General features: G+C 37.3%; 16 protein-coding genes and 4 tRNA genes. 7 read left to right on the top strand and 13 right to left on the bottom strand.

Annotation, left to right across the window (positions count from 1 at the left end; genetic code table 11):
• Positions 1 to 98: 98 nt before the first annotated feature.
• The 12 genes from rplL to BELBA_RS08285 form a co-directional block, all read right to left on the bottom strand.
• A complete protein-coding gene (gene rplL / locus BELBA_RS08340) occupies positions 99 to 479 on the bottom strand; it encodes a 50S ribosomal protein L7/L12 (protein WP_014772287.1) in 381 nt (126 codons plus the stop codon).
• A gap of 51 nt (positions 480 to 530) precedes the next feature.
• Positions 531 to 1,067 carry a 50S ribosomal protein L10 gene (rplJ, locus tag BELBA_RS08335; RefSeq protein WP_014772286.1) on the bottom strand — a complete coding sequence of 179 codons (537 nt, stop codon included), beginning with the start codon at positions 1,065 to 1,067 and terminating at the stop codon, positions 531 to 533.
• 2 nt (positions 1,068 to 1,069) lie between these two features.
• Positions 1,070 to 1,768 carry a 50S ribosomal protein L1 gene (gene rplA / locus BELBA_RS08330; protein ID WP_014772285.1) on the bottom strand — a complete coding sequence of 233 codons (699 nt, stop codon included), beginning with the start codon at positions 1,766 to 1,768 and terminating at the stop codon, positions 1,070 to 1,072.
• 10 nt (positions 1,769 to 1,778) lie between these two features.
• Complete coding sequence (gene rplK, locus BELBA_RS08325) at positions 1,779 to 2,222, bottom strand: 50S ribosomal protein L11 (protein ID WP_014772284.1); 444 nt, start codon at positions 2,220 to 2,222, stop codon at positions 1,779 to 1,781.
• Between the two features lie 3 nt (positions 2,223 to 2,225).
• Complete coding sequence (gene nusG / locus BELBA_RS08320) at positions 2,226 to 2,783, bottom strand: transcription termination/antitermination protein NusG (RefSeq protein WP_014772283.1); 558 nt, start codon at positions 2,781 to 2,783, stop codon at positions 2,226 to 2,228.
• Between the two features lie 17 nt (positions 2,784 to 2,800).
• Positions 2,801 to 2,989: a preprotein translocase subunit SecE gene (secE, locus tag BELBA_RS08315; protein ID WP_014772282.1), complete on the bottom strand. Its 189-nt coding sequence runs from the start codon at positions 2,987 to 2,989 to the stop codon at positions 2,801 to 2,803.
• An 18-nt stretch (positions 2,990 to 3,007) separates the two neighbouring features.
• A tRNA-Trp gene (locus tag BELBA_RS08310) sits at positions 3,008 to 3,078 on the bottom strand.
• 116 nt (positions 3,079 to 3,194) lie between these two features.
• The gene (tuf, locus tag BELBA_RS08305) at positions 3,195 to 4,382 is read right to left on the bottom strand and encodes an elongation factor Tu (protein ID WP_014772281.1); all 1,188 of its coding nucleotides are present in this window, start codon (positions 4,380 to 4,382) and stop codon (positions 3,195 to 3,197) included.
• 67 nt (positions 4,383 to 4,449) lie between these two features.
• Positions 4,450 to 4,521: transfer RNA gene (locus tag BELBA_RS08300), tRNA-Thr, on the bottom strand.
• A gap of 31 nt (positions 4,522 to 4,552) precedes the next feature.
• Positions 4,553 to 4,625, bottom strand: a tRNA-Gly gene (locus BELBA_RS08295).
• A 51-nt stretch (positions 4,626 to 4,676) separates the two neighbouring features.
• A tRNA-Tyr gene (locus BELBA_RS08290) sits at positions 4,677 to 4,759 on the bottom strand.
• A 152-nt stretch (positions 4,760 to 4,911) separates the two neighbouring features.
• Complete coding sequence (locus BELBA_RS08285; protein WP_014772280.1) at positions 4,912 to 7,512, bottom strand: M1 family metallopeptidase; 2,601 nt, start codon at positions 7,510 to 7,512, stop codon at positions 4,912 to 4,914.
• A gap of 49 nt (positions 7,513 to 7,561) precedes the next feature.
• On the opposite strand from BELBA_RS08285, the gene BELBA_RS08280 reads away from it, so the two are divergent.
• From BELBA_RS08280 to BELBA_RS08255, 6 genes are all read left to right on the top strand, one after another.
• Positions 7,562 to 8,056, top strand: coding sequence for an acyl-CoA carboxylase biotin carboxyl carrier protein subunit (locus BELBA_RS08280; RefSeq protein WP_014772279.1), 495 nt, complete (start codon positions 7,562 to 7,564; stop codon positions 8,054 to 8,056).
• Positions 8,057 to 8,158: 102 nt separating this feature from the next.
• Positions 8,159 to 8,869, top strand: a complete 711-nt coding sequence (pyrH, locus tag BELBA_RS08275) for a UMP kinase (RefSeq protein ID WP_014772278.1) — start codon at positions 8,159 to 8,161, stop codon at positions 8,867 to 8,869.
• 16 nt (positions 8,870 to 8,885) lie between these two features.
• Positions 8,886 to 9,446: a ribosome recycling factor gene (frr, locus tag BELBA_RS08270; RefSeq protein ID WP_014772277.1), complete on the top strand. Its 561-nt coding sequence runs from the start codon at positions 8,886 to 8,888 to the stop codon at positions 9,444 to 9,446.
• Between the two features lie 159 nt (positions 9,447 to 9,605).
• The gene (locus BELBA_RS08265) at positions 9,606 to 11,186 is read left to right on the top strand and encodes a peptide chain release factor 3 (RefSeq protein ID WP_014772276.1); all 1,581 of its coding nucleotides are present in this window, start codon (positions 9,606 to 9,608) and stop codon (positions 11,184 to 11,186) included.
• Positions 11,187 to 11,264: 78 nt separating this feature from the next.
• Complete coding sequence (locus tag BELBA_RS08260; protein WP_014772275.1) at positions 11,265 to 11,999, top strand: RluA family pseudouridine synthase; 735 nt, start codon at positions 11,265 to 11,267, stop codon at positions 11,997 to 11,999.
• A 94-nt stretch (positions 12,000 to 12,093) separates the two neighbouring features.
• Positions 12,094 to 12,597, top strand: a complete 504-nt coding sequence (locus tag BELBA_RS08255; protein ID WP_014772274.1) for a SixA phosphatase family protein — start codon at positions 12,094 to 12,096, stop codon at positions 12,595 to 12,597.
• Between the two features lie 36 nt (positions 12,598 to 12,633).
• On the opposite strand, the gene BELBA_RS08250 is transcribed toward BELBA_RS08255, so the two are convergent.
• Positions 12,634 to 13,395, bottom strand: coding sequence for a DeoR/GlpR family DNA-binding transcription regulator (locus tag BELBA_RS08250; protein WP_014772273.1), 762 nt, complete (start codon positions 13,393 to 13,395; stop codon positions 12,634 to 12,636).
• A gap of 124 nt (positions 13,396 to 13,519) precedes the next feature.
• On the opposite strand from BELBA_RS08250, the gene BELBA_RS08245 reads away from it, so the two are divergent.
• Positions 13,520 to 15,082: a glycerol-3-phosphate dehydrogenase/oxidase gene (locus BELBA_RS08245; RefSeq protein ID WP_014772272.1), complete on the top strand. Its 1,563-nt coding sequence runs from the start codon at positions 13,520 to 13,522 to the stop codon at positions 15,080 to 15,082.
• Positions 15,083 to 15,115: the final 33 nt, after the last annotated feature.

Below are 15,115 nucleotides of genomic sequence, written 5' to 3'. Positions count from 1 at the left end.
AATAGTGCAATTTTTTACCTGAGCACAAACAGGAAAAGACCTGACTTTACAGTCAGGTCTAATACTATAACCTTTACAAGCTGTAAAGGTTATTCAAATTACTTAACTTCAACTTCAGCTCCAGCCTCTTCAAGAGACTTTTTCAAAGCTTCTGCTTCGTCTTTAGCAATTCCTTCTTTAACAGCTTTAGGAGCGCTATCAACTAGTTCTTTTGCTTCTTTCAAGCCAAGACCAGTCAATTCTTTCACAAGCTTAACTACAGCTAGTTTCTGACCACCTGCAGCTTTAAGGATTACATCGAAAGCTGTTTTTTCTTCTTCAGCAGCACCAGCATCACCAGCAGCACCACCAGCTACCATTACAGCGCCAGCCGCAGCAGGTTCGATACCATACTCGTCTTTCAAAATATCAGCCAATTCTTTTACTTCTTTTACAGTCAAGTTTACCAACTGATCAGCAAGTTGTTTAAGATCTGCCATTGTATTAATATTTAAATTGTTGTTTTTAACTAATTGATTTGATGATTATGATTATTCTTTTTCAGAGAGTGTCTTAACAAGACCTGCAACTGTATTCTGTCCATACTGAAGGGCAGAGATAAGATTTTTTGCCGGTGATTGAAGAAGACCAATAACATCTCCCAAGAGTTCGTTTTTAGATTTAAGAGTTGACAACATTTCTAGTTGATTCTCTCCGATGAAAACATCAGAATCTATATACGCACCTTTGAAAACTGGTCTTGTTTCTTTCTTACCTTGTTTCTTTCTGAAATCAAGAATTACTTTTGCAGGAAGATTTCCAATTTCTTTTGAAAATACGATACCTGAAAAGCCTTTTAGAGTAGCTTCTGAAAATTTAGCATAGTCTCCATCAAGGTTTTCTAATGCTTTCGCAATTAGTGTATTTTTATAAACCTTATATTCTACACCCTTTTCAAAACAAGCTCTTCTGAAAGCATTTACCTGAGCAACATTAAAACCTGAAGCATTAGTAATGTAGAAATACGGGTTTTCTCTGAATTTCTCGGTAAGACTTTCGATTATTTCTCTTTTTTCGTCTCTAGTCATGATTAAATTCCTTGAATACTACCTTTATCTACAATAATTCCAGGAGACATTGTGCTTGACAAATGAATACTTCTGAAATAGGTTCCTTTTGATGAAGTTGGCTTCAGCTTAGAAATCGTATTGATGAGCTCTTTTGCATTTTCCTGAATTTGCTCAGGTGTAAATGAAGCCTTACCAATACCAGCATGAATAATTCCAAATTTATCTACTTTGAAATCAATCTTACCAGCTTTTACTTCCTTAACAGCTTTTCCAACTTCTAAAGTTACTGTTCCTGATTTTGGGTTAGGCATCAAGCCTCTAGGTCCCAAAACCCTACCTAATCTACCAACTTTAGCCATTACGTTTGGCATTGTTATGATGACATCAATGTCAGTCCAACCGCCCTCGATCTTAGCAATATAGTCGTCTAATCCAACATAGTCTGCACCTGCCTCTTTAGCTTCAGCTTCTTTGTCAGGGGTACAAAGTACCAAAACCTTAACATCTTTGCCTGTACCATGCGGCAATGCAACTACTCCTCTTACCATTTGATCTGCTTTTCTAGGATCTACGCCCAATCGAACGTCAAGATCTATAGAAGCATCAAATTTAGTGTTAGTGATTTGCTTCACAATTGAAGAAGCTTCTTCTAGGGAGTACTGTTGGCTTGCGTCGTACTTAGAAAGAGCTTCTTTTTGCTTTTTTGTTAACTTAGCCATAGTGTTTATTTTATTCCTCCCAAGGAGCTTTTCCAGATACTGTGATACCCATGCTTCTAGCAGTACCTGCAATCATTCTCATTGCAGACTCTATTTTGAAAGCATTTAAATCAGGCATTTTCACCTCAGCAATTTCTTTTACTTGATCCCAAGTAACAGATCCTACTTTTTTCCTGTTTGGTTCTGACGAACCACCTTTGATTTTTGCCGCCTCGATTAGCATATTTGCTGCTGGAGGAGTTTTTACTACAAAGTCAAAAGATTTGTCAGAGTAAACAGTAATCAAAACAGGCAACACAGATCCCATTTTATCTTGGGTTCTAGCATTGAATTGCTTACAGAACTCCATAATGTTCAACCCTTTTGAACCAAGGGCTGGACCTACTGGAGGCGATGGATTTGCCTGGCCACCTTTCACCTGTAATTTCACATAACCAGTGATTTCCTTAGCCATTTCCTAGTCTTGTTTTTCTACTTGTATAAAGTTTAACTCTACAGGGGTGTTTCGTCCAAAGATTTTGACCATAACATTCAATTTCTTTTTATCTTCAAACACCTCTTCTATTGTACCCGCGAATCCACTGAAAGGACCGTCCATTACTTTTACGGTCTCTCCAACTATAAATGGAGTATCTAATTTCTCTGCAAACTCATCAATCTCTTCAACTCGTCCTAAGATTCTATTGATTTCTGACTGACGTAATGGCTCAGGGGTTTTGGAAGCCCCCCCTTGGTTTGACCCTAAGAAACCGATTACACCCGGAATACTTGTAATTACGTGATTAGCTTCCCCATGTGTCAAATCCGCATTGACTAAAACGTAGCCAGGAAAGAAATTTCTATCTCTGACTCTCTTTTTGCCATTACGCATTTCGTAAACTTTTTCGGAAGGTATCAAAACTTCAGGAATATAATCCTCTAGTTTTTGACGAACAATTTCATTGTCTAAATAAGCTTTAGTCTTTTTCTCTTGTCCTGCTACCACCCTAAGTACATACCACTTATGTTCAGCCATCAGTAATTTTAATTCAATTAAAATAAATCATAAAACCAAGTCATCAAATTTTCAAAACCCAAATCAATTACTCCTATTAGTAAAGAAAAGATTAAGGATGCGACGATGACCAAAACAGCACTGTTTTGTAAAAACGAATGTGAAGGCCAGGTGACCTTGTTCTTCATTTCATCTATAGATTCAACGACAAAGTTTTTGATATTCATGGTTTTACTTTCTTGTTGCACGGGCAGAGAGATTCGAACTCCCATCAACGGTTTTGGAGACCGCTATTCTGCCATTGAACTATGCCCGTAGGATTTTTTGGTTCCTAAAAGGAACGCAAAGGTAGAAATAATTGGAATAAGAAACAAATGCGATCCCGAAAAATAATTCAAGATCGCATTTGCTAATATGTAATAATCTTAGTGATTAGTCAAGAATTTCAGTTACCTGACCAGCACCTACTGTTCTACCACCCTCACGGATAGCAAAACGTAAGCCTTTCTCAAGGGCAACTTTATTCAATAAGTTTACTTCGATTGTAACGTTATCACCTGGCATAACCATTTCAACACCCTCTGGAAGTTTGATCTCACCAGTTACGTCAGTTGTTCTTAAGTAGAACTGTGGACGATATTTGTTGAAGAATGGAGTATGACGTCCACCTTCTTCTTTCGAAAGAACGTAAACTTCAGCCTTGAAGTGAGCGTGTGGCTTCACAGAACCTGGCTTACAGATAATCATACCTCTCTTGATTTGAGACTTTTCAATACCTCTCAACAAAAGACCTACGTTATCACCTGCTTCACCTCTATCAAGGATTTTACGGAACATTTCAACACCAGTAACTGTAGACTTTAAGCCTTCAGCACCCATACCGATAATGTCTACTGGATCGCCTGAGTTGATTACACCTCTTTCAATTCTACCAGTTGCTACAGTTCCACGACCAGTGATCGAGAAAACATCTTCAACAGGCATCAAGAAATCTTTGTCAACAAGACGCTCTGGAATTGGAATGAACTCATCAACTGCGTCCATTAATTCCATGATTTTATCCATCCATTTTTCGTTACCTTCTAATCCACCTAGAGCAGATCCAGAAATAACTGGGATGTTATCACCATCAAAATCATAAAAAGATAACAGTTCTCTTACTTCCATTTCTACAAGTTCAAGAAGTTCAGGGTCATCTACCAAATCCACTTTGTTCAAGAATACAACAAGTGCTGGTACACCTACCTGACGAGCAAGAAGGATATGCTCTCTAGTTTGAGGCATTGGTCCGTCAGTTGCGGCTACTACTAGAATAGCGCCATCCATCTGAGCAGCACCAGTTACCATGTTCTTCACATAATCAGCGTGACCTGGACAATCTACGTGAGCGTAGTGTCTCTTTTCAGTTTGATACTCAACGTGTGAAGTATTGATAGTGATACCTCTTTCTTTTTCTTCTGGAGCGTTGTCGATAGAAGAGAAATCTCTTAGTTCAGAAAGACCTTTTCTGGCCAATACTGTAGTAATGGCAGCAGTCAAAGTTGTCTTTCCATGGTCTACGTGACCAATCGTACCGATATTAACGTGCGGTTTGGAACGGTCAAAGGTTGCTTTTGCCATGCGTGAAAATCCTCTGTTTTAGTTAAAGATATAAATTTATTTTTTTTACTTATTTTCTAATGTTCTGAGCCAACGACGGGATTTGAACCCGTGACCCCTTCCTTACCAAGGAAGTACTCTACCCCTGAGCTACGTCGGCTGTTAACACTCGATGCTATATAAAAGCATAGAGCGGGAGACGAGGCTCGAACCCGCGACCTGCAGCTTGGAAGGCTGCCGCTCTACCAACTGAGCTACTCCCGCTTTTAAATACGTGATTGCAAAAGTAATGAAAATTTTGACAATAACGCAATGTGGGGGAAACAGGATTCGAACCTGTGAAGACATAAGTCAACGGATTTACAGTCCGTCCCAGTTGGCCGCTTTGGTATTCCCCCAACTGATTTTGCTAAGATTTTGAAGCTTGTTCAGCTTTTTCTTGTCTTAACGGATGGCAAAATTATACCCTTTTCTCTAACATTCAAAATTATACTATTTTTTTTCTTAGCTTTTTTTTAAAGTTCAAATTAAACTTGTCGAAATCAACCAATTAATTTTTCTCGAGGTAGGGAGAAAGGTAATATTCCTTGTATCTTTTTGCATCTGCATCTGTCTCTTTTTCATACAATTCCTTGATTTTTTCCAAAACCCCCTCTTCATCTACAAATCCAAACAAGGATTGAAAGGCTGCAGCTCTGATATAATTGGCTTGGCTTTTCAAGCCAATTTCGTATAAGTTTTCAACAGCGATATTACTTTCTTCCTCAATTTGATTTTTAGCAAAGTAATCTCCATAGTACCCTAAAAAATAATATAAAGATTGGCCTGACATACTCTTAAGTTTGTTATGGAACCAATTGCTCTGTGAATCTTGATTTTCGGTGATAAAGTAATCTGCAAGCGCTACAACTATTCTAATATTATCTTCTTCTTCGAATCTTTGAGCTATTTCAGACCGATTCAAATTATTTTCACTTTCTAAATAAGCGCTCAAAGCTGCACCCGCGACATAATAGGATGGGTGATTCATCCAACGTAAAAATGAGCTTGAATATTTATCAGGGTCTATAGAAGATAATAATTCTACTGCTCCTGTTCTAACTGTATGCTGTTCATCATTTTCTGCCATCGCATATAAGATTTCTTCCAAACCTTTGATTTGCATGATCAAATCTGGGTTTCGAGCAATCTGAAGAAGGGCAAGCTCTCGGATAGACCAAAAAGAATCTTTTATAGCAGCTGAGACAATTTTTGGATATTCTTCATGATCTGTGAAACTTGTCCCCAAGCTATCAAGTGCTTCATACCTCGAAATCCCAAATTGACTGCGTTCAAATTGTCTTAAGAAATGTTCAGCTCCTCGAGCACTTTTCTTTTCTGCTAGTAATTCTAATTTTTCATCAAAATAAAGAGCGTAAACAGGATTAGCATTTTCAATAGCAAATTGTTGCCTTCCTTGATCGAGCAAAAATTCTTTTTCAAATCTTTCCCCATCTACATACCAACTTACTTTAAATGGAATTTTATACAGTGGCGTAGTTTGTAAATTTTGATTTTGTGAAACTGTCAATAGGAGATTTGTCCTTTCGCTGTAATCCACTTCATACTCCAAAATCGGATGCCCAGAAGCAAAAAACCATTGATCAAAGAACCAATTTAAATCCATGCCTGTCACTTTCTCAAAAGCCAGTCGAAGGTCATGCGCTTCTACGCTTGAATAGGCATGTGTTGTCAGATATAAATTTAAAGCTTTGAAAAACGCTTCATCCCCAATATTTTTTCTTAACATGTGAAGAATTCTACCACCTTTAGCATAAGAATGACTATCAAACATTTCTTCTGAATCTTCATGATAAAAACGAATTAAATCAACCTGCTTTTCTGTAGCTTCATCAAAATATTGCTCCATCTCAGAAATATGATGGAGGTCAGCATCATCTAACCCTTCTTTATATTCATACCAAAGGTATTCTGAGTAGTTAGCAAAAGCTTCGTTCAGCGTTAAGTTTGCCCAAGATTCAGTGGTAACATAATTTCCAAACCATTGATGAAAAAGCTCGTGCGCAATGATCCCATCCCATTCACTATCAATTGCTTCTCTTTCGGTAAGGTTAAGTTCCTCCATGAATACGGAAATTGTGGTATTTTCCATTGCTCCTGACACAAAATCCCTAACCACTACTTGATCATATTTCTGCCAAGGATATCGCACACCCAGTAATTTTGAGAAAAAGCCAATCATCTCTGGAGTATTCTTAAATACTGTCTTTGCCCCTTCGGCAAACGTCTCTTCCACATAATAATTCACTTGAATGTCCTCCCAAGAATCCATAATCTCAACAAAATCGCCCACAATCACCGCCGCCAAATAAGGCGCGTGAGGAAGATTCATATTCCAGTGGTCAGTTCTTGTTCCATTATCGTTTTCTTTGGAATCAAGGAGTTCACCATTGCTTATTGTTCTGAATTTTCGATCAACTGTAAGCTTAATTTCTTGTGTTGCTCTTTCATTTGGCGTGTCCAAAGTCGGAAACCATTTTGAGTTGTGTTCTGTCTCACCTTGTGTCCAAATTTGTATTGGCTTATCTCCTTCTCCAGAAGAATTTATGAAATACAGTCCCTTCGTATCAGTGATTGCTTCACTTCCTGATTTTGGATTTTCATTAGGCTTTGCAGTGTATTTTATTGCGACTTTAAGGGTATCATTTGAAGTGAAATTTTTAGGAAGATAAGCCCTCAATTTTTGAGTATCATATCGATAGTTTAATTCGATTTCTTCAACACCATTAATCAATTTAATAGAGTGGATATCAAAATCCTTTGCATCTAAAACCAACTGATTTTGAGTATAAAAATATGGCTTTAATGTCAACAGTGCCTCTCCAAAAACCCACTCCTTTTCATAGTCAAATGACAAGTTTAAGTCAGTATGAATCAGATCAAAATCTCTTGTTCTTGAAGGTTTATATTGTGCTATTCTATTCTCTTTCAGTTTTAATAATTCAGCTGAAAATGCCTTGTCATTTTCGTCATTTATGGAAATGGTATCTTGAACTGGATTATTTTCTTTGGACAAGTTTTTATTACCTTTACAAGCAGAGAAAATCAGAAAAAGAAGAAATGGAAATAGCTTTATATATTGGGTTTTCATAAAAAGAGCATTTTAAACATTAATCGTATATTGACGCAAAATAAAAGAAATGTATTCAGTAAGCATCGATAAGTCAGCAATAAAAGTAGAAAAATCAGGAGACTCCATTATTGTTAATGAAGAAATATTGATTTGGGACTTCAAAAAAACAAGCGAGAAATTCTACCATATTATCCAGGAAGGCAAGTCTTTTAACTTGGAAGTGGTCAGTGTAAACTCCGAAGAAAAAACTGTCACTCTGAAATTAAACAACAAGCCAGCGACGGTTAAAATGCAGGATAAATTTGATTTACTTTTAGAAAAGCTAGGGATGAATACCCTCAAAGGAAATCTTGCCAAAGAAATCAAAGCTCCAATGCCAGGGCTTATTTTTGATATCAAAGTGAGTGAAGGTGATGTGGTAAAAAAAGGAGATCCAGTACTTATTTTGGAAGCCATGAAAATGGAGAATATCATCAAATCACCAGGCGACGGAACAGTTAAAACCATCAAAATCAAAAAAGGTGATAGTGTGGAGAAAAACCAAGTTCTTATTCAATTTTAAAGATTCTTCTTTAGAATTCTAGAATGAAGCGTTTATATTTGTCAAATTTATCATTTGCATAAAATTATAAATCAATCTGCACTTTTCAAATAAAAACAAAAAATGAAGTACAAAAGGATATTACTAAAACTGAGCGGTGAGTCACTAATGGGTGAAGATAATTACGGAATTGATCCTAATAGACTGCAAAAGTATGCCGAAGAGATTAAGAAAGTGAAAGACCTTGGTGTGGAAATCGCCATCGTAATCGGAGGAGGTAATATCTATAGAGGCGTTCAAGCAGAAAAAACAGGGATCGATAGAGTGCAAGGTGATTACATGGGAATGCTGGCAACATTAATCAATGCTATGGCACTTCAAAGCGCTCTTGAACAAAACGGCATGTACACCCGATTGATGTCTGGAATTAAAGTAGAAAGTGTTTGTGAGCCTTTCATAAGAAGAAGAGCAATCAGACATTTAGAGAAAGGTAGAATCGTTATTTTTGGAGCTGGAATCGGAAATCCATATTTTACAACTGATTCTACTGCCAGTTTGAGAGCTATAGAGATTGAAGCAGAAGTAGTTTTAAAAGGAACAAGAGTTGATGGTGTTTATACTGCGGATCCTGAAAAAGACAAAACTGCCACAAAATACAACTCACTTTCATACCAAGAGGCTTATGAGAAAAACCTCAACATTATGGACATGACTGCGTTTACACTTTGCCAAGAAAACAACCTTCCAATTATCGTTTTTGATATGAATAAAGACGGAAATTTGATGAAATTGGCTCAAGGTGAAGAAATCGGAACATTAATCACATCATTATAATCCACATAAACTGATCATGGAAGAAATTCAATTGCACCTAGACGAAGCAAAAGAACTTATGCAAAAAGCAGTGGATCACACTGCCCAGGAATTAGTCAAAATACGCGCTGGAAAAGCAATGCCAAACTTGCTTGATGGCATAATGGTGAACTATTATGGAGCTCCAACTCCACTTCAGCAAGTCGCTTCAGTGACTACTCCTGATGCAAGAACCTTGTCTATCAAGCCTTGGGAAAGAAACTTGATCTCAGAAATAGAAAGATCAATTGTCAATTCTGACTTGGGTCTTGCTCCGCAAAACAATGGAGAAATTATCATTTTGACTATTCCTCCTTTGACAGAAGAGAGAAGAAGAGGATTGGTGAAAATGGCTAAAGCTGAATGCGAATCTGGAAAAGTAAGTATCAGAACTGTAAGAAAAGACACGAATGACTCTTTGAAAAAACTGCAAAAAGATGGGGCTTCAGAGGATGAAATCAAAAGAGCTGAGGATACAGTTCAAAAATTCACAGATCAATACTCAACAAAAGTTGACGACTTGCTTGTGAAAAAAGAAGCTGAAATTATGACGGTTTAATCCTATCAAAATATATCCTTTAGAAAAGTCTGTTCTTGTGATTCAAGGCAGACTTTTTTATTTCATGATTTTTCGAAAAAATGACTTCAAATCACTTTTATAAATTTCCAGCATAAAAGCGTACCTTTGCGCCTTGGAATAAAATTGAATCTTTTCCAGATGAGTTTAAACAAAGAAATTGCAAAGCGAAGAACTTTCGCCATCATTGCCCACCCTGATGCAGGAAAAACAACCCTAACAGAGAAGTTACTTCTTTTTGGAGGTGCGATTCAGACTGCAGGAGCTGTAAAATCCAATAAAATAGAGACTGCAACGAAATCCGATTGGATGGAAATAGAGAAGCAGAGAGGGATTTCTGTGGCTACTTCCGTAATGGGATTTGAATATAAAGACATCAAAATTAATCTTCTCGATACTCCTGGTCACCAGGATTTCGCGGAAGATACCTATAGAACTTTGACTGCTGTCGATTCAGTCATCATGGTGATCGATTGCGTGAAAGGTGTGGAAATTCAGACAGAAAAACTGATGGAAGTATGTCGCATGCGAAATACTCCTGTTATCTGTTTTATCAATAAACTTGACCGAGAAGGTCGAGATCCATACGAATTACTAGATGAAGTAGAAGAGAAACTCAACATCCAAGTTAGACCTTTGTCTTGGCCAATTGGAATGGGAAAAGGCTTCAAGGGAGTTTACAATCTATATGATAAAAAACTCAATCTATTTAGCCCAAGTCAAAGAAAGTTGAGCGATGATAGAGCAGTTTTTGATGACTTATCAGAAAGTAGATTAGATGAATTGATTGGTCAAAACAATGCCAATCAACTTAGAGAAGATGTTGAGTTGATAGAAGGCGTTTATCCGGATTTTGACACGAAGGAATATCTTGAAGGAAAAGTAGCTCCAGTATTTTTCGGCTCAGCCGTAAATAACTTTGGTGTGAATGAGATGCTCGATACTTTTATCCGCATCGCTCCTGCTCCAAAAAGCAGAAATACAGAAGATAGAGAAGTACTTCCAACAGAATCTAAGTTTTCGGGATTTGTTTTCAAAATCCACGCAAACATGGATCCCAATCACAGAAACAGGATTGCTTTCTTAAGAATTTGCTCTGGTAAATTTGAAAGAAATAAGCCGTACAATCATGTTCGTGGGCCAAAACCTCTTCGATTTTCGAATGTGACTCAGTTTATGGCGCAGGACAGAGAAATGGTAGATGAAGCATTTCCAGGAGATATCATTGGTCTATATGACACAGGAAATCTAAAAATCGGTGACACACTTACCGATGGTGAAAATATGACCTTTAAAGGTATCCCAAGCTTTTCTCCAGAGATTTTCAAAGAAGTCATAAATAAGGACGCTATGAAAACCAAGCAATTGGAAAAGGGCTTGAAGCAATTGATGGAAGAAGGAGTAGCACAGCTTTTTACTTTCGACATGGGTTCTAGAAAAGTAATTGGTACAGTTGGTCAGCTTCAATTTGAGGTAATTCAATTTAGATTAAAGCAAGAATACAACGCATCGGTCGAATTCGCACCAATGCAACTTTATAAAGCTTGTTGGATTAGCAGTTCTGACAAAAAGAAATTGGATGAATTTGTCCAATCCAAAAACAGGCATATCGCTCGTGATAAGGATGGGAAATTGGTTTTTATGGCCGAATCGAAATCTTGGTTACAAATGGTGCAGGACAACTATCCGGAAATCGAATTCCATTTCACATCGGAATTTTAATCATTATTGAAAGTGAAAATTAACCATTTCACATTCATAGCATTACAGATACTTTTTTAACTTACTAAATTTAGAAATATGAAAAAGAAACCGTTCTCAGTCGTCTATGAAGACAATCATCTTTTGGTGGTGAATAAGGCTGCAGGAATTTTGGTACAAGGTGATAAAACCAAAGATAAAACGCTCACAGATTATTGTCGTGAGTATATCAAAGGAAAATATAACAAGCCAGGAGATGTATTTCTCCATCCTGTTCACAGATTAGATCGACCGGTAAGTGGATTGGTCGTTTTTGCGCGGACTTCAAAAGGGCTCGAAAGAATGATGGAACTCTTCAGAAAAAGAGACATCCATAAAGTCTATTGGGCTATCGTCAAAAAGAAACCAAGGGAAGAAATGGACAAATTGACCCATTATCTGGTTAAAGACGAACAGCGCAATTATGTAAGTGCTTTTGAAAAAGAAGCCCCAGGTTCTCAGAAAGCTGAATTGACTTATAAACGAATGGGGAAATTAAATGACCATTGGTTGCTGGAAGTGAGGCCTGTTTCTGGTAGACCTCATCAAATCAGAGTTCAGTTGGCATCAATTGGATGTCCGATCAGAGGGGATGTGAAATATGGTTTTGCTAAGCCAAATCTTGATTTGAGCATCAATCTTCATGCTTTTCATTTGGTATTTATCCACCCAATCAAAAAAGAAAAATTAATTTTAAGAGCAGCTTTACCTGAAGAACCATTCTGGGAGCAATTCTTGGAATTTGAAGAAATCAAAGCAAAAGATCAGTATTTGGATAATACCTTTAGCGGCTAATTTATTCTGATGATTTGTACATCTGATTTTTTGATGTTCAATGATGTTACATATTTATAGATATTGCTTGAATTGAAAAGTTAAAACAACACAAATGAAAAATAATATATTAGTCATCTTGGCATTTTTAATCATTGGATTTGCTTGTACTCCGAAGCAGGAAGCAAAAACAATCTATATCGTGAGGCATGCGGAAAAAATGCTTGATTCCGATGACCCACAACTGAATGTTGCTGGAACTGTACGGTCAAAAAAACTCGGTCAAATCCTAACCGATAAACAAATCAAACATGCTTTTAGTACAAATACGATAAGAACAAAAGCCACACTACAGCCAATTTCAAATATTGCTGGAATTGCCATTGAGATTTATGATCCTCAAAATCATGATGATTTGGTCAAAGAACTCAGGAAGAGAAAAGGTAATGCAGTGGTGGTAGGTCACAGCAATACTGTTCATCATCTTGTCAATTATTTTGTAAGTGATGGTGAAAAATTCTCCGAATTAAGTGATATTGAATATGACTATATATTTGAGGTGACATTAGAAGAAGACGGAAGCTCGAATGTAAAAAGGAGTTTGTTTAAAGAGTATTAAACAGAAGAGACTTGGGCATATTCCAAGTCTCTTTTTTTATACCACCCTTACTTCTATACCCATTTCTTCAATTTTTTCTTTGTAATGCTCAGGAATTCCTTCATCTGTAATGATCATATCGATGTCTTCAAGATTACATATTTTACCAAATCCTTTCTTTCCAAATTTACTTGAATCGACCAAAACGATGGTTTTTTGAACAGATTGAATCATCTGTGCATTGAGATGCGCTTCCATCATGTGAGAGGTCGTCAATCCAAAATCTAAACTGATTCCATCCACACTCAAAAAAAGTTTGCTGCAAGCAAAATTGCGCATCATTTCTTCAGCATAATTTCCCACTACAGAGCTACTGCTTTTTCGGACCACACCTCCTAGTTGAACAATTTCCACTTCTGCCGCATCTATCAGCGCCAAGGTCACATTCATCGCGGCAGTCAATACGGTAAGCTTCTGATTCTTTGGAAGCATTTGTGCAAAAGACACCACAGTAGTACCCGACCCAATGATGATCGCTTCATCTGTCTCGACCAACTCAACGGCTGCTTGAGCGATTTTCATCTTCTCCTCAACTCTGACCAATTTTTTCTCATTGACAGGTTTGTCATTGACATAAGGAGAAGTTAAAGTGGCAGAACCATGTGAACGATAAAGAAGTCCTTTATCTTCCAAAAGTTTGAGATCCTTTCGTACAGTCACGACCGTAACATCAAGCTCCTTACTCAAATCCGCTACATGTACAATTCCCGCTTCATTGAGTCTGTCCAAAATAAATTTATGCCTTTCCGCAATGGTCATACTACTTTCTGTTAATTGCTAAATATAGCATTTTGGAGGCTAAAAGTAAAAAATACTATTTTTTAATTTCTATTTATTTCTTTTTGTTTCTTTTTATATTATTTTTGAAACAAATATTACTAAAATGGATAGGATAGAAAACTTAAAAAAACTCGAAGTAAAAGATAAGGTGTGGGATATTGCAGTGATTGGAGGAGGTGCTTCGGGTTTGGGAGTAGCACTAGATGCGCTTTCAAGAGGACTTTCTGTTGTTTTGGTAGAAAAATCTGACTTTGCAAAAGGGACTTCTAGCAGAAGCACCAAACTTGTTCATGGTGGAGTAAGATATCTGGCTCAAGGAGATGTGATGTTGGTATTCGAAGCGCTTAAAGAAAGAGGGAGATTACTTCAAAACGCACCTCACCTCACCCATAACCAACCTTTTATTATTCCCATTTATACATTTTTTGACAGGTTACAATATAGTATTGGATTGAAGCTGTATGATTGGATGGCGGGGAAACTTCGGCTAGGAAAATCCCGCTTTATCTCAAAAAAAGAAACCATCAAAAGACTACCTCAAATCAAGCAAAAGGGACTTCAAGGAGGCGTAGTCTATCACGACGGGCAATTTGATGATGCCCGACTCGCTTTAAGCATTGCCATGACTTGTGATGAAATGGGTGGAATTATGCTCAATTATACCAAGGTGAATGCACTAATCAAAAATGAAAAAGGCACAATAACTGGAGTTCAGGTTAGAGATTTGATTGGCAAGAAAAATCATAAAATCAAAGCCAAGATGGTCGTCAATGCAACCGGAGTTTTTGCGGATAAAATCCTACAACTTGATCAACCAGGTGCTCCAAAAAGCATTCAGCCCAGTCAAGGAATCCATTTAGTTTTGGACCGTTCATTTCTTGGTGGTAATGATGCGCTGATGATTCCCAAAACATCCGATGGACGTGTACTATTTGCTGTACCATGGCAGGATAAATTGGTCCTAGGAACTACAGATACTTTGAGAGAAAAAGCCAAACTTGAACCTGAAGCTTTGGCAAAGGAAATAAGTTTTGTTTTAGAAACTGCTACTGCTTATTTGACAAAAGCTCCAACTAGAGCTGACGTGCTTTCAGTTTATGCAGGCCTTAGACCTTTGGCAGCACCGAAAGAAGGTAGCACCAAAACAAAAGAAATCTCACGCTCTCACAAAGTCATCGTGTCAGAAAGTAAATTAATTACAATAACAGGTGGGAAGTGGACGACGTTTAGAAAAATGGGCGAAGACACTGTGAATTATTACAAACAAGTCACGGGTGAGCATCTTCCTGAAAGTGCTTCTGCCAATATCAAATATAAAGGATACACTACTAATCCACAAGATGGACATTGGAAGGGTTATGGTGATGATGCTGAGAAAATCCAGTCTTTGATAAATGAAAGTCCAGAATCAGGAGAATTGCTTCATCCAAAATACCCCTACACAACTGCCGAAGTTATTTGGTCAGTAAGAAATGAAATGGCTATGAAAGTAGAAGACATTCTTGCGAGAAGATTGCGTGTGTTATTCCTTGATGCCAAAGCTGCCAAAGCCATGGCTTCAAAAGTGGCTAATATCATGGCCGAGGAAAAAGGCTACAATGCTGCTTGGGTCAAAGAAGAACTCACTGATTTCGAGAAAACAGTAAATAAGTATATATTGAAATGAAAAAAATAGAAATATGGCTAAGCTGAAATATGC

The organism is Belliella baltica DSM 15883, from assembly GCF_000265405.1.
Classification (GTDB): Bacteria; Bacteroidota; Bacteroidia; order Cytophagales; family Cyclobacteriaceae; genus Belliella; species Belliella baltica.
The sequence above is the reverse complement of the archived record's forward strand: the minus strand, read 5'-3'. Positions and strand labels throughout refer to the sequence as shown.